The sequence below is a fragment of the uncultured Shewanella sp. genome (assembly GCF_947495455.1).
GTDB lineage: Bacteria > Pseudomonadota > Gammaproteobacteria > Enterobacterales > Shewanellaceae > Shewanella.
Window position 1 is genome coordinate 13,403 of record NZ_CANLZC010000010.1, and the last position, 18,029, is coordinate 31,431.

16 protein-coding genes and 1 pseudogene are annotated in these 18,029 nt (G+C 39.4%); 9 read left to right on the top strand and 8 right to left on the bottom strand.

What is annotated here, in order from left to right; translation table 11 throughout:
• Positions 1 to 18 precede the first annotated feature (18 nt).
• Genes rpsD through rplQ form a run of 3 tightly spaced genes read left to right on the top strand, consistent with a single transcriptional unit; the run spans position 19 to position 2,085 of the window.
• Positions 19 to 639, top strand: a complete 621-nt coding sequence (gene rpsD / locus Q0791_RS04745; protein WP_299003350.1) for a 30S ribosomal protein S4 — start codon at positions 19 to 21, stop codon at positions 637 to 639.
• 24 nt (positions 640 to 663) lie between these two features.
• Positions 664 to 1,653: a DNA-directed RNA polymerase subunit alpha gene (gene rpoA, locus Q0791_RS04750; RefSeq protein WP_299003353.1), complete on the top strand. Its 990-nt coding sequence runs from the start codon at positions 664 to 666 to the stop codon at positions 1,651 to 1,653.
• 39 nt (positions 1,654 to 1,692) lie between these two features.
• Positions 1,693 to 2,085, top strand: coding sequence for a 50S ribosomal protein L17 (rplQ, locus tag Q0791_RS04755; RefSeq protein WP_298773372.1), 393 nt, complete (start codon positions 1,693 to 1,695; stop codon positions 2,083 to 2,085).
• A 498-nt stretch (positions 2,086 to 2,583) separates the two neighbouring features.
• Here rplQ and Q0791_RS04760 read toward each other — a convergent pair whose 3' ends face one another.
• The gene (locus Q0791_RS04760; RefSeq protein ID WP_299003356.1) at positions 2,584 to 2,868 is read right to left on the bottom strand and encodes a type II toxin-antitoxin system RelE/ParE family toxin; all 285 of its coding nucleotides are present in this window, start codon (positions 2,866 to 2,868) and stop codon (positions 2,584 to 2,586) included.
• Positions 2,858 to 3,106 carry a type II toxin-antitoxin system Phd/YefM family antitoxin gene (locus Q0791_RS04765; RefSeq protein WP_299003359.1) on the bottom strand — a complete coding sequence of 83 codons (249 nt, stop codon included), beginning with the start codon at positions 3,104 to 3,106 and terminating at the stop codon, positions 2,858 to 2,860. The genes Q0791_RS04760 and Q0791_RS04765 overlap by 11 nt, the downstream gene beginning before the upstream one ends.
• 798 nt (positions 3,107 to 3,904) lie before the next feature.
• Here Q0791_RS04765 and Q0791_RS04770 point away from each other — a divergent pair.
• The 5 genes from Q0791_RS04770 to Q0791_RS04790 all read left to right on the top strand — a co-directional run bounded on the left by Q0791_RS04770 (position 3,905) and on the right by Q0791_RS04790 (position 8,553).
• Entirely contained in the window at positions 3,905 to 4,882 is a 978-nt protein-coding gene (locus Q0791_RS04770; RefSeq protein ID WP_299003362.1) for a transposase, read from the top strand.
• Between the two features lie 551 nt (positions 4,883 to 5,433).
• A complete protein-coding gene (locus tag Q0791_RS04775; RefSeq protein ID WP_299003366.1) occupies positions 5,434 to 6,225 on the top strand; it encodes a protein kinase in 792 nt (263 codons plus the stop codon).
• Between the two features lies 1 nt (position 6,226).
• Complete coding sequence (locus Q0791_RS04780) at positions 6,227 to 6,970, top strand: protein phosphatase 2C domain-containing protein (RefSeq protein WP_299003369.1); 744 nt, start codon at positions 6,227 to 6,229, stop codon at positions 6,968 to 6,970.
• Positions 6,971 to 7,449: 479 nt separating this feature from the next.
• Positions 7,450 to 7,776: a hypothetical protein gene (locus tag Q0791_RS04785; RefSeq protein ID WP_299003372.1), complete on the top strand. Its 327-nt coding sequence runs from the start codon at positions 7,450 to 7,452 to the stop codon at positions 7,774 to 7,776.
• 81 nt (positions 7,777 to 7,857) lie between these two features.
• Entirely contained in the window at positions 7,858 to 8,553 is a 696-nt protein-coding gene (locus Q0791_RS04790; protein ID WP_299003375.1) for a YafY family protein, read from the top strand.
• A 165-nt stretch (positions 8,554 to 8,718) separates the two neighbouring features.
• On the opposite strand, the gene Q0791_RS04795 is transcribed toward Q0791_RS04790, so the two are convergent.
• The 3 genes and pseudogenes from Q0791_RS04795 to Q0791_RS04805 form a co-directional block, all read right to left on the bottom strand.
• Entirely contained in the window at positions 8,719 to 9,189 is a 471-nt protein-coding gene (locus Q0791_RS04795) for a hypothetical protein (RefSeq protein ID WP_299003377.1), read from the bottom strand.
• A gap of 62 nt (positions 9,190 to 9,251) precedes the next feature.
• Entirely contained in the window at positions 9,252 to 11,210 is a 1,959-nt protein-coding gene (locus tag Q0791_RS04800) for a S8 family serine peptidase (protein WP_299003379.1), read from the bottom strand.
• A gap of 525 nt (positions 11,211 to 11,735) precedes the next feature.
• Positions 11,736 to 12,298, bottom strand: a pseudogene (locus tag Q0791_RS04805) (transposase); the annotation flags it as partial.
• Positions 12,299 to 12,627: 329 nt separating this feature from the next.
• Here Q0791_RS04805 and Q0791_RS04810 point away from each other — a divergent pair.
• On the top strand, positions 12,628 to 13,305 hold the full coding sequence (locus tag Q0791_RS04810) for a hypothetical protein (RefSeq protein ID WP_299003382.1): 678 nt from the start codon (positions 12,628 to 12,630) through the stop codon (positions 13,303 to 13,305).
• Positions 13,306 to 13,649: 344 nt separating this feature from the next.
• Here Q0791_RS04810 and Q0791_RS04815 read toward each other — a convergent pair whose 3' ends face one another.
• From Q0791_RS04815 to Q0791_RS04825, 3 genes are all read right to left on the bottom strand, one after another.
• Positions 13,650 to 14,843 carry a YbfB/YjiJ family MFS transporter gene (locus Q0791_RS04815; protein ID WP_299003384.1) on the bottom strand — a complete coding sequence of 398 codons (1,194 nt, stop codon included), beginning with the start codon at positions 14,841 to 14,843 and terminating at the stop codon, positions 13,650 to 13,652.
• 176 nt (positions 14,844 to 15,019) lie between these two features.
• On the bottom strand, positions 15,020 to 16,015 hold the full coding sequence (locus tag Q0791_RS04820) for a hypothetical protein (protein ID WP_299003386.1): 996 nt from the start codon (positions 16,013 to 16,015) through the stop codon (positions 15,020 to 15,022).
• Positions 16,016 to 16,479: 464 nt separating this feature from the next.
• Entirely contained in the window at positions 16,480 to 17,769 is a 1,290-nt protein-coding gene (locus tag Q0791_RS04825; RefSeq protein WP_299003388.1) for a DEAD/DEAH box helicase, read from the bottom strand.
• Positions 17,770 to 18,029: the final 260 nt, after the last annotated feature.

The following is an 18,029-nucleotide window of genomic DNA, read 5'->3' on the forward strand; positions in this document are numbered from 1 at the left end:
GATAGTTGGAGAAAGAACATGGCAAGATACTTGGGTCCCAAGCTCAAGCTCAGCCGCAGAGAAGGTACAGACCTTTTCCTAAAAAGCGGTGTGAGAGCAATTGATTCGAAGTGTAAGCTTGAAACTGCACCTGGACAACACGGCGCTCGTAAGACCCGTTTGTCTGAGTATGGCGTTCAGCTACGCGAGAAACAAAAAGTTCGTCGTACTTACGGTGTGCTAGAGAAGCAATTCCGTAATTACTACAAAGATGCTGCACGTATTAAAGGCAATACAGGTGAAAACCTGTTACAACTTTTGGAAACTCGTCTAGATAACGTTGTTTATCGTATGGGTTTCGGTGCTACACGTGCTGAATCACGTCAGCTAGTTAGTCATAAGTCAGTTATGGTTAACGGCAAGGTTGTGAACATTCCATCATTCAAAGTGTCTGCGAATGATGTCGTGAGCATTCGCGAGAAGTCACAGAAGCAAGCCCGCATTAAGGCTGCTTTAGAAGTGTCGGCTCAGCGCGAAAAGCCAACATGGGTTGAAGTAGATACCACTAAGATGGAAGGTGCTTTCAAGCGCATTCCTGAGCGTAGTGATTTGTCTGCGGATATTAACGAACAGCTGATCGTCGAACTTTACTCTAAGTAAAGTTAACACAAAAGAGAGGACACAATGCAGGGTTCTGTTACAGAATTTCTTAAACCGCGTCTCGTTGATATCGAGCAGGTTAATCCAACACGTGCCAAAGTGACACTGGAGCCTCTAGAACGCGGCTTTGGACACACTTTAGGTAACGCGTTGCGTCGTATCCTATTGTCGTCAATGCCAGGCTGCGCGGTTACCGAAGTAGAGATAGATGGTGTACTGCACGAATATAGCAGCAAGGAAGGCGTACAAGAGGATATCCTTGAGATCCTTCTAAATCTAAAAGGTTTAGCTGTAGTGATCGAAGGGAAAGACGAGGCTATGCTTACGTTAAGTAAGTCAGGCGCAGGCCCTGTTACTGCAGCAGATATCACGCATGATGGTGATGTCACTATCATGAATCCTGACCATGTTATCTGTCATTTAACAGGTAATAATGATGTCAACATGCGGATCCGTGTCGAACGTGGTCGCGGTTATGTGCCAGCATCAGCTCGCGCACAAACTGAAGACGATGATCGTCCTATTGGCCGTTTGTTGGTGGATTCTTCGTTTTCTCCTGTTGCACGTATCGCCTACAATGTAGAAGCGGCTCGTGTTGAACAGCGTACTGACTTAGACAAGCTTGTGATCGACATGACTACCAATGGTACTCTTGATCCTGAAGAAGCTATTCGTCGCTCAGCCACTATTTTAGCTGAACAGCTAGATGCGTTCGTTGAACTTCGTGATGTCACTGAGGTAGTTGAGAAGGAAGAGAAGCCGGAATTCGATCCGATTCTGTTGCGTCCTGTCGACGATTTAGAGCTAACTGTACGTTCGGCTAACTGTTTGAAAGCCGAGGCGATTCATTACATCGGAGATCTGGTACAGCGCACTGAAGTTGAGTTGCTGAAAACACCTAACTTGGGTAAGAAATCACTTACCGAAATTAAGGATGTATTAGCGTCTCGCGGACTGTCGTTAGGTATGCGTCTAGAAAACTGGCCTCCAGCCAGTTTAGCAGACGACCTTTAAGTCCAGATTTGTACAGATTTAGGTAATAAGGATTAGGTCATGCGCCATCGTAAGAGTGGTCGTCAACTAAACCGTAACAGCAGTCATCGCCAAGCTATGTTCCGTAACATGGCAAGCTCATTAGTTCGTCACGAAGTGATCAAAACTACTGTAGCTAAAGCGAAAGAACTGCGTCGCGTAGTTGAGCCTCTGATAACACTTGCTAAAAGTGATAGCGTTGCAAATCGTCGTTTGGCGTTTGCTCGTACTCGCGACGCAGAAGTCGTAGGTAAGCTATTTAATGAATTGGGTCCACGCTTCCAGGAACGTCCTGGTGGTTACACCCGTATCCTTAAGTGCGGTTTACGTACTGGTGATAAAGCGCCTATGGCGTATATTGAACTAGTAGGTCGTGCTGATGTTGCTGAAGCTGACGTTGAAGTCGCTGAGTAACTAAGGATTTCCTATAAAAAAGGTCGAGCTATGCTCGGCCTTTTTTTATGCCAAAAATTTATCATTGCTTCGAATGAAGGCAAGGGACATTTTTATTCCATTAAGTGAAGCTTAATGGAAGATCGTGAGTTTGCCGTTAACCATAACCTCATTGGTATTAATTGCTACCACAGGTTAAGGTCGTGAGTTCCCACTCACACTGGGGCAAGAAGGACTGCTCGTCCTATCCTCCTTGCATCCACCATGACGCCCGACGAAGTTAAGCACCTCTATATTGTATTAAAGTCATCGTTATCGCCTCATATTCGTCGTCCTGACTCAACTAAGGCTATTTCGGGATCCCTCCCTCAATCACACGATGACTGATAAAATATCTTCGGCAACTTCGATGGGGGATCTTAAAGCGAAAATCAAAATCAGGGTGTTGCTTCGATTTAGCTATGATTTGGAAGAGAAGGTTGGTATTGGGTGAGGAAAATAATATAGGAATGATCTGCCCTATAAGCGTTTTATCGCTTTTAGATACACATCACTTCGCTCGCGTTTGCCGACAGCGAGTACGGTAACAATGATGCGTTTATCTTGAACTTGGTATACCAGACGATAGCCTGATTGTTTTAGTTTTATCTTATACAGATTATCACCACCTGAAAGCTTAGCGGCAGGGATATGGGGGTTGATTAAGCGCTGGGCTAATTTTTTCTTAAATTGTTGTTGTAAAGTCGGGCCAAGTTTTTGCCATTCTTTGAGTGCACTCTTTCTGAATTCGAGATCATAGCTCATCAATATTGACCGCAATACTTTCTTCAGATTGACGCTCTTTTGCAATAATAAGCAGCTCAAGATCTTCGATTTTATCCATCATCATTTCATAAGCTTCAGCGGGCACACAATAGAATGCTGGCTCATTTCTATTTAGCACTGCCACAGGCTCGCCATAAGCGCTTGTCGCCACTTTCATTGGATTGGCTTTTAATTCGGTAATGCTGGCAGCCACATCAGCTAAAATTCGAGTGGTCATTAAGTCGCTCCTTTAATGGTGCTTTAAATCAATCTTTAAATCGGTCTTTGTCTCGGTCTTTATATTGTTCATTTTAGCGGCAAGTTAATAGGAGCACAAGGGGGACTTAGGTGGAGGGTTAGCCAGCGCTGCGGCCTTCTGTCAAAGATCACTGAAGGCTGATGACACTTTTTATGGCGTTAGTGGGTATGGGTTAGGTGTGTTGTTAGTCGAAGTTTCATTGCCATTAATCGCTTGCAGCGGGCTTATGTGCAGATACATCTGTAGCACGCTATAAACTCATCCCTGAGCGCTCTACGACTTCATCCTTGAAGCCGAAGGCGTACAGCTGCATCTACACGGGGTTGAACAGCAAAGATCAAAGCTGAGGGGGGCTTCGGTGACAGGTGTAGAGTGTGTTGTTAGTCGAAGTTTCATTGTTATTAATCGCTTGCAGCGGGCTAAAGTCGTGGATTCCCATCCCTTCTTGTAATCGAGAGTGGGATTAGGAGGACTGCTCGTCCTAATGAATATCCTTATTCAAAAACCAGTTCGACAAAATATGTCCCTATACTATAGCCAGTTCAACATCCGTGTTTCTCATTCATTGATTCATGGCGTTGCCATATTCACCCTGTCTCCCGCTCAGAGGAATTAGCAACGGGAATTAGCAAAGACAGCCATTGTTAATAGTATATTTCAAGATCTCTGACTAAGCTTAAGAATTAGCAACAAGAATTAGCAAAGACAGCCATTGTTAATAGTATATTTCAAGATCTCTGACTAAGCTTAATGGACTAGTGGATGTTGGAGGTTACTATGCCCCGCCCAAGAAGAACGTTAATTAGTATTGAGGATACCCCTTACTACCATTGCTGTAGCCGTGTCGTTCGACGAGCTTTTCTATGCGGTGATGATAAATACACTGGCAAAAACTATGATCATCGCCGCAGTTGGGTGGAATCTCAATTACTTAAATTGGTAGATATTTTTGCAATTGATATTGCGGCTTTTGCAGTAATGAGTAATCATTTACATGTGGTGCTATATATTGATATAGACAAAGCCAGTAACTGGTCAGATAGAGAAATCGTTGAGCAGTGGCATCAATTATTTAATGGCACAGCTATCACTCAGAAGTTTGCTAAAGGTGAAGTTATTGAAGCTCATCAAGTCACTCAATTAAAACATCAAATAGCGACATATCGTGCTCGATTAAGCGACATAAGTTGGTTTATGAGGTGCCTTAATGAACCAATAGCAAGGCAAGCTAATATTGAAGATAACTGTACAGGCCACTTTTGGGAAGGACGTTTTAAAAGCCAAGCCTTACTCGATGAAGCGGCACTGCTTGCTTGTATGGCCTATGTAGAGTTAAACCCTATCCGTGCAAAAATGGCGACTACGCCAGAACAATCGAACTACACAAGTTTAAAGCTTCGTATAGAAGCTGCTCTAAAAGGAGAGCAGCCTAAACAACTGCTCCCCTTTATTGGCAATGAACGCCAACTGCAACCTAAAGGTATTGGTTTTGGGCTGAAAGACTATCTCAATCTTGTTGATGAAACTGGCAGAGTGATCCGCTATGATAAGCGAGGAAATATATCAGCTAATGCAGAGCAGATCTTAGATAGACTCAACATTCCAACCGAGAATTGGTTAAAAATCATTACTGAATTCGGCACATTGTTTCATGGACCTGTAGGTACACTGCAAGAACTCAGCCGTTACTGTAAGCATCTAGATAAACGCCGACGGCACTTTTCAAGCAGCTGCCAATATATACAACCAAACTAGGCCATCTGACCTCAAGGCTCCTCAGATAAACATCTGAGTTAACACCTCACATCCTAAAAGTAACCATTTCAGTCTATTGAGTCTATTTCAGCCCAAATTTTCATCATATCTTTTGCTAAGTTAGTCCCAAGATATGATTTTACCCTTCTAATCATTAAGAGCCTCTTTTAAGCCAGTTATCATCTTGATTATTAATGATTATTAATGGCTGGCTTAGTTAAACTACTGGAACCCAGTAATATTAAATTTCCATGATGTTAGATAAAGCCAACCGCACTGAGTTCATTTATGTGTTGTTTGGGAATCCCTGTAGCAAAAGTAAAATCAAATATATCAAGTGCTTTGTTGGCAGGAAAACCCGCGATATGAGCATATACATTACTGGTTTGTTTATCATGATAAGCTTACTCAGTTTTTAGTAAAGCCAATAAAAAATTAAAGTAAATGCAATTTAAAAATATTGTTAATATGAACGGTGTTATTAGTAGTCAATTAGCTGTTTTAGAGTTATGCTGCGAAGCTATAACAATATCTAAATAAAGGCTTTTATAGTGGATGAGTGTGGAAATTACTATCTTAAAGATGGGATAACAAGATTGGGTAGAGGTGGTTTTGGGGAAGTATTTCCAGTTACTGTCTATAACAGAACCAAGACCCACGAGAAAGAGTATGCAAGAAAGTACTTTTCTCCAGTTGCAGAAAATAATACAACTCCTATAAGGCTAATAGCAGATCTTCGAAAAAGATTCTTAGTGGAGATCAAAACTCAATGTTATTTGAACGCTCTTAATTATGATGTTATTGCCCCCATTGTCCTTTTTAATAATCAAGGATCAAAGCCTTATTTTGTGATGGAATTAGCTGAATGCAATTTACAGACTTCGATTGAGCAGGGAATGAGTGATACTGATCAGGTTGACGCTATTCAACAAATATTGAATGGTATAGAGCTAATACACTTAAACCAGTATATACATAGGGACCTTAAACCAGGGAATATCCTTAAATATAGTAATGGTAGATACAAGATTACGGATTTTGGTCTAGTGAAAGATCTTGATGATGTTCGAGCTGAAGTAAAAACGCGATTTGATCCAAAAGGACTTGGAAGTGATGGTTATCGTGCGCCAGAAATTACCGATAATGGTATTTTTTCCGTGCAATCTGATATCTATGCAGTCGGGAAGATCATCAGTGATATTTATGGAAGAACTGCACCAGAGGAGATTAACTTAATCATAAATAAGTGTACGTCATTTCTTCCAGAGTATAGGTATAGTTCTGTTGATGAATTGCGCGAAGATTTTGTTGCCGCAGTAAATCAAGTAGTGGAGGCGGCTTAAAATGTATGATGAGATTGAAGTAGGAAGTTTTAGTCATTCAAAGCCAGGTAAATCTATCAATGAAGATACCTTATTGCTTCCTAGCTATGATTATTTTTCAAATGTTGTGTTTGCAGTGGCTGACGGTGTGGGCTCAACAACTGGTGCAAATCAAGCTTCTGCTTGTGCGATCAATGCAGTATCACAACTTCTTAAAGAGAAAGACTTTTCAGTAGAATCTGCATTATATAGAGTAAAGAGTTCAATTGATAAGCTATCGCTTAACAATGCGAGCTTATCTGACTCTGCAACTACTTTGACTTTAGTTCAGGTTAGGCGAGATAAAGTAATAATAGGACATATTGGTGATTGTCGAGCTTACGTGAAAAAAGAGAGGAAGCTTATTCAACTAACAAAAGATCACACTAGATACCAAGAAGTTCTCGATTTTGGAGAATATACCCCAAAAATGCTGGGACCTCATAAGGAGAGATTATCTAGTGTTATTACAAAAGCTCTTTCACGACAGGTTGATTTAGATTTTGATTTGTTAAAAATACCTATAACTGAATTTATTGATGGTGATTCTATAGTCATTTCTCTCATGTCTGATGGAGCATATGAGCATTGGCATAAGAGAGCTAGGTTTTCAGAATCAACTATGAACTCACCGGCTGCTTTTGTGAATAGCTTAAGAAAGAGAATAGAAAAAAAACCTACTGATGATTATTCTTGCCTGAATGTAAAGTTAAAAGTTAAAAGTTAAAAGTTAAAAGTTAAAAGTTAAAAAATCAGCAATGATATGGACGCTTCCGTTGAGTCAAGCTTGTTTTAACTTTCAGAGAGCTAAAGAAACCTAGCCAAGGTATTAATAGACCTTGGTTATTAAAATTTAATCCATCTTACGAACTCAGTTTTGGTCACAGATCTCGATACTGATGACTTATGCTAGCTTAAAACGATTGTACTGCACCTAGCTAAAGACAGGCTGCAATCACAAAGTACATCTGAGTGAGCATCCCAGTTAACGCTTTTCATTGAGTATAAAACAGATAAAGTTGCCCTAGGTATCAAGGGCTGGCTTTTACTATTCCAATTAGCTATCACTCCTAAAACCCTACTGACACATCCTGACAGTCTTTCTTTGTATGCTGTTTGTAACAGCTGGTTATAACAGCTTTTTATAACAGCTTTTTATAACAACTGGTTTATAAGAAACCACATAAACAATACAAGGAAAGCAAAATGACGAGTGTTATCGAAATCGTGTGTTTTACCGTGATCCCTGGAACGACGGAAGCGGATCTAGTGACTGCGACCCAATGCAGTCAAACTTTTGTTGCGACCCTTGCGGGGTTTCAATATCGATCGTTAAGTTATCATTTAGACTCACAAACGTGGACAGATGTCATTTATTGGGACAGTATGGACAGTGCCAAGCAAGCCTGTGAGCAGTTTAAGGCCCATCCGGATTGCCAAGCCTTTATGGCACTGATCGATCCTAAAACCATTAACATTGAGCATCAAGAGATCAGAATGTCGGCGTTAGCACAAGAGCTAATATCGAATTGATCATCACAATTAATTGATCGTAATCTTAATGATTGACGATCCACTAAAATAACATTCTAAAGAAGGCCGTGGAGCTAAGCTGTGACAAAATCGGAACGATTGTTAGCATTATTGACTTTATTGCGTTCAAAGCGCTATGCGGTCACGGCTGCGACCTTAGCGGCCGAATTAACGGTGAGTGAGCGAACCATTTATCGTGATATTCAATCTTTAGTGAATACTGGCGTGCCCATTGAAGGTGAAGCTGGTGTGGGTTACTTGTTGCAGTCGGGCTCGCACCTGCCGCCTTTGATGTTTACCGATCAAGAGTTAGTGGCATTAGAGCTGGGTATGCGTATGGTGCGAGCTTGGTCTGATGATGAGCTGGCCACTGCCGCTAAGAGTGCGTCCAATAAATTGGTATCAATATTACCGGATAGATTAAAGCAGCAAGTGGAAAGTTTCACCTTTGTGGTGCCTGAGGGGTTTGTCAAATCCAATACTGCGCATATCAGCAAGACCTTACGTCATGCTATTGATGGTTATTTAAAGGTCAAGGTGCATTATATTGATGCGAATGAGCGTGTGACAACTCGATGTTTGCAGCCTTTGGGGCAAATATTTTGGGGGCATTTTTCAGGAGAAAGCATATGGACTTTAGTGGCTTGGTGTGAGCTAAGAGATGCCTATCGCCATTTTCGAGTCGATCGCATTCAGGCTATTGACGTGCTGAATGAGGTGTTTGAGATCAGTGCCACAAAGTCCCTAGAGGATTATACTCAGCAGCAAAAAGGGTGATCCTTTCATTAATTTCGATAACGTGTATTACGATCTGCTTAATTTATGGCAATGATTGTTTAGCCATATAAGAGTCGGGGTTTAGTATATTGTAAAAGCCCAAACGATCCGTTGAGGCTTTTATATTTTGCTTATGTGTGTGATGTTGTTTTCATGAAAGGGTGTTTAATTGGGCGTATTATATTTTCCGGTTTTATCCACTTGTACCCAGATCACATCCTGTTGCTGCTTAATTTCATCTCTGAGTGCAAAAAAATCAACTAAACTGGTGTTCAGCGGCACAGAGATAAGTAGTAGCTGTCGATTATTTTCCCATTCCAGCTCTACCTTAAATTGAGATAGAAAAGCCTGTGCATTTACACCTGATTGCAATTTAACCATTAGCTTTCCTGTGAGCGCTGTTTCAGCCAAGCTTAATGTGGTGTTTTCTGAATTTAGCTCATTTTTGTTGAGTGTATTTAATTCATCATTTTTTTGTGTTGAATAAAATGCGCTGGGGTTGGCTGCTTCATATTGTGCCTTGAGTTTAGCATTTGATAAAAAATTCGCCGAGGCTGTTTGTGTTATTTCATCCGCTGCTGCATTACTCGCTATGGCTATATTGATCAGCATTAGGGTTTTTATTAAATTTTTCATATTTGTCTTTAAATCAATGGATCTTTGATAGGATCGTAAAAGGTTAATGGAAAAAGTAATTGTTAAGTTCCAGTAGTACTGTGACCATGAAAGCGAATCGACCATTGATTGAAGGTACCGTTATCTTCATTTGGAAAATATTCCACAGTACCACCAAAGAGATAGTCCCAAACGTAATCCATCCATCCGGGTTGTTTTTTCTCTACTTTGGTGTATAAATCGCCACTATTGACGTCAATCAATCTAATGATCCAATCACCTTGAGTGGATTCGCCATAAAATGCATTCGATAACATGGGAGTGTCTTCATAACCATTAACAAAGTCATCCCAGTCATAGGGATCACCTTGATAAACATAGCCATTATAAGGTGTCATGAGTACGCTACGTGTGCCTGAAGGTGAGGTCAGTTCCACAGCCAGATCGGGCAGACGCCAATGTTTTGCCGTTAACTCAATTTGCACTCCCTCAATTGACCAATCTTTTGCAACTGTAATGGTGTGACTCACACCTGTGATGTCTCCGTCAGGGATCTTGGCATGAAGGTTTTTAGAGGTGTGCCATTTAGAGACTTTATATTCTCCTAGATTTTCATGGTAGTTGAGTGCCATAGCAACGGCGTCACTAACATTGATGCGGCCAAATCCATAATAATCATGAAAATGGAAACCAGCAGCATTGGTTGTCCAGCCGGGTAAGGCTATGTATTCATCATTACGGCCATTAGGATCAATATGGATTGTTTTTGGCGCAATGTTTATATCTACTTGCGTTGCTGTTGAGGCTAAAATATGACGAATATCACGCCATGTTAGTGAAGGGTTCGCTCCCCAGATGACGGCAATGGCGCCGCTAACGTTAGGAGTAGCAGCTGAGGTGCCATTCATATGGGCGGTATAATTACAGTCACTGTTAAACGGGTGGCTACCATCGTCAAATGAGGTTAATAAATCCAATTTGGCAAATTGATGAGAAAACCCGGTATGACAGCCTTGTCGATCTGTGGTTAAAATGGCAGGCTGTTTAACACCAAACTCTCCGCCAGGAGCGCTAATAAAGACATTGGCTCCAGCACTACTATAACTAGTATGTCTCCCTTCAGCGTTGAGTGCACTTACAACTAGATTATAAAAATTAGCTTTAGCAGGTGACATATTAGTATTATGAAAAGGCAGGCCATAATTGGATGCTTCAGTTGCAGGGCTGAGCTCTGCATCTGACGTATTAATATAATGAAATGAGTTGCCAGCAGATTTGATAAATAGACTTCCCTTACCGTCAAATGATAGCGTTGTTACGTCCTTTAACACTTCATTTTCAGCATGGTTAAAGCGGGTCGGAAAGGGTTGTACTGAACCATAACTTTGATTAAAAACTTGGGCTTTTTTGCTTTCTTTTCCCATACCATGACTGAGTTGAAAGTCGACAAACCCTTGATGGCTATCCATATAGTTAAAGCCAATTAGCTTGGCTTTTGGTGCGACGCCACGGCCACCAATATTATTCCAACCTTCAGCTGCAATGATCCCCGCAACAGCGGTACCATGTGAGCTTGATGTGTCATTTGGAGTTGGATCATTGCTTCCGGTATTAAGATTATAAGAGCCACTCTGTAGGATATTATTTTGTAAATTAGGGTGAGCGATTTCAATGCCATCATCTATAACGGCAACCGTGATCCCTTCCCCGTGAAAGCCTTGTGCAATGGCTTCATTGACATTCATATCTTCACCAATAGAGCCGCCTTTTTTGGCAAAGTTTTTTTGTCCTGTATTATGTAAATGCCATTGCTGCTGATACAAGGGATCGCCCGCGTCGATTTCAATGATTAGGCTATATAAGTGTGTGTGATTATGACTTTCGACTTTATAATTAAGATATTCAGTGCCTTGTGCTTGGGTGGCTAGGTATCTAAATTGTCCAGATTGCTTATTAATAATGGTAAAATTACCATATTTCGCTTGTGAGTTGGCATCAAGTGAAAAAATGACATCTGTTTCTGTGCTATCTCTTTTTAACATTCCATATAAATAAATAGATTGTTTAGCTTTAAAGAAGTCGCCTATTTGATTGTTATTATCGATGCAAGTGTTAGAAAATATCGATCTTGGTTGTTTATTGTCTAATGTACAGCTTGATATTTTATCATTTGCTTCACAAGGGGGAAGTAACAAAATTGAAAGAAGAATAGTGTAGGAACTAATATATGGTTTAATGGACTTGATTAAAGGTTGCATTCAATAAGACTCTGTTATTTATTGTTTTTAAATAAATTAAAAATACCGAAAAGGACATGTACATTAATTGAAAGTTCTATTATTTAGATATTTTCAATTATTTTTGTTGGGATATGACTTATCGTTAATATAATATCGTAAATTTAAAAAAAAGTTCTTTCATTTGAACTTTAGTATTAATCTGGTTATATTTTCTTTTAATGTCATTTTTATTATTGTTTTTTATAAAATCTATCATTTTTATGATTAAAGTAACTTTTTAATTCTTGTTTTGAATTTTATTTTAAATTTGACAGTTTCTTTTTTAGGAAGCTTTTTTATAATATAACGACCAACTTGATAGCCTTCTTTGCGTAATCTCTTCACCATTTCACGGTTCCCTAGACTGCCTCGACTTTTCTTAAATAAATGCCGAACACGGCGATAACGCATTAACGTATCAAGGTTTATCACCTTCGCAGGGCTTTTATACTAATCGTAATAGCCAGATTTACTGACATTCATCACACGGCATAACAGCGCTACAGGAAATTGATTAGCGTGTTTTTTAACAAACTGAAATTTTACTTCATTTCTTTTGCAAAGAAGGCGCTTGCCTCGGTGTGTCCCTTGGGTATTTTTAGGATTTCTTTCTCCATGCGTAATTATTTGTTTTCTTTACGCAATCATTTGAGTTCATCACGCTCAGACTCTTCTAAAGTCAATCCTTGTTGCTTGGATTCATATTTTTCTTTCTAGGTATAAAGCAGACTTGTCCCCACGCCAAGTGACTTGGCAGCATCTGCAACACTGTAGCCTTGCTCTAGCACCATCAAGACTGCTTCATCTTTAAATGCTTGTGGGTAACTCTTATGTGACTTCTTCAAATTCATATAGATCTCTTAATTTATTAACGGTACTGTCTCAAAATTAAGTGTCCGATGGGATTAGACCAGAACAACGATTAGCGTAAGTTTGAGCGAGTACAAGTCAGTGCTAAGGGTTAAGAATGACCAGCTGGATCTATTTTGTTACAGAATGCCTATTCGGTTTTATTTAAAGCATATCCAATGCCACACATAAATGGCCAATATTCATCTTTTCTGTCCATCTTTACAGAATCTTTACTCAATTTTTTATAATGCGATATATATTTGGAATTTTTAACTTGAGCCGCTTGATATAGTGTCACTCAATCGACTTAAGTATATAAGATATCAATATGGAATTTTCCCCAATTCAGTTAACCTCAGGGCAAAGTATCAGTAGCCGTGCGCTTGAGTGGACTGCTAGTGATTCATTAATCAAAAATAGTGCGCAAGCCTTGATTAACGCTTTTGATCAATTTTTAACAAACTATTCTCCTTGGGCACCTCATGATCAAGAATATCATCAGGCGATGTCGGCTTTTACTTATCTGGCTCATCTTAATAAAGACATTGAAAGTCGAGCACTTAACGACGATGATCATAAAAAAGTGATTGACTCTGTTTGTACCTTGGCCGAATTAGGAGTGTTTAAAGGCTCTCATCATGTTTTTAATTCAAATGCGGCGATGAGCTTGTCTTTAAGTACGACATCAGATGGAGATTTGACCTTTCAATTACACGACGCAGATGAACATTATGTGATGGACAATTCTCCATTACTCAATATTTCTGTGCGCTCTGATAGAGGGTTAGTTGCTGACAATGCAGATCAAGAACAGGGAAGTAATTTAACTAAGTTACAAGATCTTATACGACAAGATCGGATTATGTTTTCTCCCAATAACCCAAAGCTAGATGACTTACCTAAGTTTAAGCCGCCTGTTATTGAAATCGATGCGAATGGGCAAGAAGTGGAGATTATTTCAACCGAAACAGCATATAAGCCTTCGCCTATGACACAGTTTGTATAGTATAAGCTGAAATCATGGTGCAACAGATAAGGTTAAAATGATCGGAAAAATAGACCTGTATCTGACTTAGATACTTTTGATATACGAGCTCATGGTTGTTCATTCACATCCATGTGAGCAGGTCATTTTTTCATCCGTAAACATCAGGTGAGGGAGGTAGAGCGACGTTTGAATCCAAGCCGAGAGTCACTATTAACTTCAATCATCAGCGACTGCCATGGATGGTAGGACTGCTTGTTAATGCATGAAGTAATTAATAACCTTGCCTATAGCATGTTGAACTTCCACTCAAAAGATCACTTATATAATTGAATTGGTATTAGAGTGATACGTGAAGAGTGCGCTTATTGTGATGACTCTTGAGTGTTAATTGTTTTAGGCAGGCACAAGTAGCACACTAAAGACAAGGTTAAAGCTAGCGCGCCAATTTTAAATAGGGTGACATAATTAAGATTCAAGCTGAGTCCATAAGAGTAAGTGTAAGTGGCAATAAATTGTGATGAAGCGTAGCTAAGTGTCATCAAGGACCAATATTTTGCATGTAAGCTTATCCCGATGAGTTGACCTACAAACAATGACATTAAGGTGACCATAGCCATTAGGTAATAACCAGAGAAAAAGGTACAAATTACTAACCATGTGACAGATGGGATCCAAATCATCAATAGTATACTGATTATGCCAATGAGGCTTGTGAGTACGACGGCAAAGTAATTATTGAGTTTATGGTGAATTACCCCAGCTGAAATGGCACCCAAAGCACAACCTATACCAAATAGTGAAAAGAGATAACTGCTAATCGCTAAACTGGTGCCAAGTGTGTGATGAGCGTAGACAGAGAGGAAAAGCAAGCTAGGTGTCGAGCCTATGCTGTATAAAAAGTAACCTGTGAGTGCAAGGAGTAAATGTTTTCGTTGGTAGCTTGTCAGTGAATGGTAAGAGTGTAGACTCTTTCTTTTTTGGGGGAGGGCATTCAAACATTTTTTGAGTGATACTAGGCATGAAAATAATGTGAGTATTGCTAATCCTAACCAAATGTCAGAAACTCCGCCCCAAGAAAAAAAGAAAGGGATTAATAAACTGCAAATAAAGGCGCCTGCGCCTATACCAGAAAACATAATACCGCTTGTGATGGCTTTTTGCGATTCTGACAAGTTAGCGAGTATCAGGCTAGGTGTCATTATCATTATGATGCCATTATTAAGCCCTAATATAAAACGCCAGGTTTTTAGCCACCAAAAGCCGAAGTCAAATATACAAGCTGAGGTCGCGATAACATAAAGACATAATAAGCTTACCATGAGAATACGAGGGTGAATTATCTGGTTGAATTTATGAGCAATCAAGGCGCCAACAAAATAGCCTAATAAGTTAGCCCCTGCAACGTAGCCTGCTTGTGAGTGTGTTAGCCAGTGTTCATGAACTAAGAAAGGGATGACTGGCGTGTAGGCAAAACGATTAACGCCCAGCGCCATAAAAAATAAACAAAAACCTGACAGAAGAGTATAAATATTGGCGTTCGGTTGACGGAGTGACATAACTTTTTTGAAAAGGAATAATAGTTGAATATAGTCCCTTAAATAATGTTTCGTATACAAAAGGCGTTAAAAATCGTTGAAAATGAAAAAAGCCCCTCGTTGCCATTAGTAGGAATAGCGAAAAGGGACTTGTGTTTAAGTGACTTTTGTTTAAAAGAGTTTGTTTAAAATGGAGGTTATTGATTAATTAGGCATTCTAAATTATCAATCACGGGGCCGATATTGTGTAGATACAAGCTGTGACTGCTTAAATATTCATACCAATCATTTTGACCTTTACAAAAAGGCAAAGTGTAAATCTCGCCAAGTTGAGCAGGCATGTACCAGCCAAATAAAGAGGTTAATGCTTCACCTTCTAAATTAACGTTGATGATAGATTGATTAGCCGCTTCATCGAATTCATTCTGCGTGCTAAACCCACGAGAAGTCATGATGTCTTCTCGAGTCCCCGAACCTAAGCCTAAGGCATTAAAACCATAAGCTTTAGAATCTGTTAGCATGGCAGCATACTGTGCCAAGCCGCCACCGAGTGAAGTACCTGTAATAATGAGGTCTTTGCTTGGATAAGTACTCTTGATACTGACTGCCAGTGCTTTTGCTTGTTTAAAATCGGCTGGGATTCCACCGTTGACTTGCTCATAAACAGAAGCGCTGTTAATGACACCTCTTTCTGTGCGGCCGTAAATTGACACTCGCGTATCTGATCCTGCAAAGGCCAATATCACACGATTATCATTATTGCTTAAGGGTAATAATACTGTCGCCATTAAACCTGTGTTTTCGTCAATAAACTTGTATTGTTCTTTTCCCTCTGCAGTGACACCCACAAAGGCCGGGAAAACGACATTCTCATTAAGGGGAGAAACACTGGCTAAAATAGCAGCCTCATCGTCATCGATGCGTTTAAAGTCTGTTTCGTTACCTTTAATATTGGCGACGGAAACAAAGGCTGCCTTTGCCATTTTTGCAAAAGCAAGGGCATTCTGAGCCTGTGTTTTATCGATAATTTGTTCTTGTTGAGCAGCTTTGGTATTTTCTATTTGCTCTATGCTAGTGAAGTAGTCTACGTCAGTATAAGTGGAAGTGCTACTCGCAACAGATGAAGTGCTAGCAATAAGGCTAGCCGCGATGAGTGACAATGATGTGCGAAGTTTATATTTATTTAGATTCATTTAATAACTCATAAAGATTAGTGATTAATGAAAATTAAAAATTAATACCTAATGGGTATCAATTTAAAAATGAGATTTCCATTCTCTATTCTCTATTATTTATTACTTATGTTAGAGGTGTTTAATTTTCATTGTTATTGAGTTAGTTAGGATAAATTGCATTGAATGTTTTCAGGTATCAGGTGAAATACTTAGTTGTGTATCATTTAAGGTATTTATATAAAGTTTTTTCGCATCATTGTATTTCATTACAACTTTAGATTAATAATCTTTAGTCTTGTTATTAGTCTTTAGGTTTATAGTCTTTAGTTTTATAATCTTTAGTTTTATAATCTTTAGTTTTATAATCTTTAGTTTTATAATTTTTAGCTTATTATTAAATGTTCATAATGATAGGGATCGATATTATTAATATGACGTTTTAAAAGCACCAATATTATTATTGGTGCTTTTTTAAATATGCCTTAACTTTTTTTACCCCAAGGGTTAATGGGAAGGGGGGGCTGATTGTTTTTTGTCTTTTTCTTTGCTGAAGACGGTCTTTGTTTTGGCGCGGTCTTCTCTTTTTGAGGGGGCACTTTTTTATGCTTTGGCACATAATTTAAAATTGAGATAGGCACCACTTTCTTAGGGGAAAAGCCCTCAATTTCTTTACGCATAATGAGGTGACCTAACTTGCTTTCGATGGCACATAAGTTTTTAAAATCATCTTTTGAGACTAAGGATACGGCTTCTCCTTGATTACCTGCGCGTCCGGTTCGGCCTATGCGATGAATGTAATCATCAGCAGGATAAGGTAAATCATAATTGACAACTCTTGGTAGGTTATCAATATCAATACCTCGCGCTGCAACGCCTGTGGCAATCAGTAGGTTTATCTCACCGCTTTTAAAGTTGGCTAAAATGTTTTCACGTATCCCTTGGCTACGGCCGCTGTGTATGCACTCGGCTTTAATACCACGCTTTTCTAGCTGACTTACCAGTTTTGCCGCGCCTTGTTTAGTTTCAATAAAAATCAGTGTCTGTTGCCAGTTTTGTTCATTGATAAGGTGGCTCAATAAGGCTGATTTTTTATCTTTATCAACGGTGACTAACCATTGATCGATTTGTGGACCCTTGGCTTTATTCACGACTGAAATTTCGACGGGTTTGGCAATAGTGGTTTTGGCAAGGGCCTTAATTTGAGGAGAAAGTGTGGCTGAAAATAATAAATTTTGCCTATTTTGAGGCAGTTTATCCATGATTTTATTGATATCTTCAATAAAGCCCATGTCGAGCATTCTATCGGCTTCATCTAAAACTAAGATTTCCAGCTCGTCAAAATGTATGGCCCTTTGAGTGTACATATCAAGCAGTCGGCCTGGAGTCGCGACTAAAATATCAACCCCTTCAATCAGCGCTTGTTTTTGCGGCTTAGTATCAACACCACCGTACATGGCTAAAGAGGTGAGATTAAGCGTTGAACTGTATTGTTTAATATTGATGTCCACTTGCACAGCAAGCTCCCGTGTGGGAGCGATAATTAATGCACGTACGCGTTTTTTTCGTATTGTTTCTGCATGGCGCAATTTTTCAAGTATAGGTAACACAAAGCTTGCTGTTTTGCCTGTGCCTGTTTGCGCGGCAGCGATGACATTTTTACCCGATAAGATAACAGGAATGGCTTTTTCCTGAATGGGAGTGGGGGCGGTATAGCCCTGTTTAGTAATGGCTGTGATGATTGGATCACTTAATCCCAGTGTAGAAAAAGGCATTTTTATCTCAATAGGTTGTTTAATGATAAGTTTCTAATGCTATTCGCTGTTTGTATCAAAAAAGCGCAAAAGCACGAACCGAGCGTAGCATTATATCTGACTCATTAGTTTTTGATAAATGAATTCATAGGTGATTGGAGTTCGACCCATAAAGCTTCATGAAAGATAACTATGTTTCATTAATGATCGATTAAGTGATTTTTTTGTTACTTATTTAGTATGTGTTTGTGGTTCTAATTCTATGTTTTTTAAATGATTAA

What these genes read in the sequence shown, in the direction of transcription:
- Q0791_RS04810 (WP_299003382.1), top strand. Translation starts at nt 12,628, where the DNA reads ATGGAATTTTCCCCAATTCAGTTAACCTCAGGGCAAAGTATCAGTAGC.
- Q0791_RS04815 (WP_299003384.1), bottom strand. Translation starts at nt 14,843, where the DNA reads ATGTCACTCCGTCAACCGAACGCCAATATTTATACTCTTCTGTCAGGT.
- Q0791_RS04785 (WP_299003372.1), top strand. Translation starts at nt 7,450, where the DNA reads ATGACGAGTGTTATCGAAATCGTGTGTTTTACCGTGATCCCTGGAACG.
- Q0791_RS04825 (WP_299003388.1), bottom strand. Translation starts at nt 17,769, where the DNA reads ATGCCTTTTTCTACACTGGGATTAAGTGATCCAATCATCACAGCCATT.
- Q0791_RS04800 (WP_299003379.1), bottom strand. Translation starts at nt 11,210, where the DNA reads ATGTTAAAAAGAGATAGCACAGAAACAGATGTCATTTTTTCACTTGAT.
- Q0791_RS04765 (WP_299003359.1), bottom strand. Translation starts at nt 3,106, where the DNA reads ATGACCACTCGAATTTTAGCTGATGTGGCTGCCAGCATTACCGAATTA.
- rpsD (WP_299003350.1), top strand. Translation starts at nt 19, where the DNA reads ATGGCAAGATACTTGGGTCCCAAGCTCAAGCTCAGCCGCAGAGAAGGT.
- Q0791_RS04795 (WP_299003377.1), bottom strand. Translation starts at nt 9,189, where the DNA reads ATGAAAAATTTAATAAAAACCCTAATGCTGATCAATATAGCCATAGCG.
- Q0791_RS04780 (WP_299003369.1), top strand. Translation starts at nt 6,227, where the DNA reads ATGTATGATGAGATTGAAGTAGGAAGTTTTAGTCATTCAAAGCCAGGT.
- Q0791_RS04770 (WP_299003362.1), top strand. Translation starts at nt 3,905, where the DNA reads ATGCCCCGCCCAAGAAGAACGTTAATTAGTATTGAGGATACCCCTTAC.
- Q0791_RS04820 (WP_299003386.1), bottom strand. Translation starts at nt 16,015, where the DNA reads ATGAATCTAAATAAATATAAACTTCGCACATCATTGTCACTCATCGCG.
- rplQ (WP_298773372.1), top strand. Translation starts at nt 1,693, where the DNA reads ATGCGCCATCGTAAGAGTGGTCGTCAACTAAACCGTAACAGCAGTCAT.
- Q0791_RS04760 (WP_299003356.1), bottom strand. Translation starts at nt 2,868, where the DNA reads ATGAGCTATGATCTCGAATTCAGAAAGAGTGCACTCAAAGAATGGCAA.
- rpoA (WP_299003353.1), top strand. Translation starts at nt 664, where the DNA reads ATGCAGGGTTCTGTTACAGAATTTCTTAAACCGCGTCTCGTTGATATC.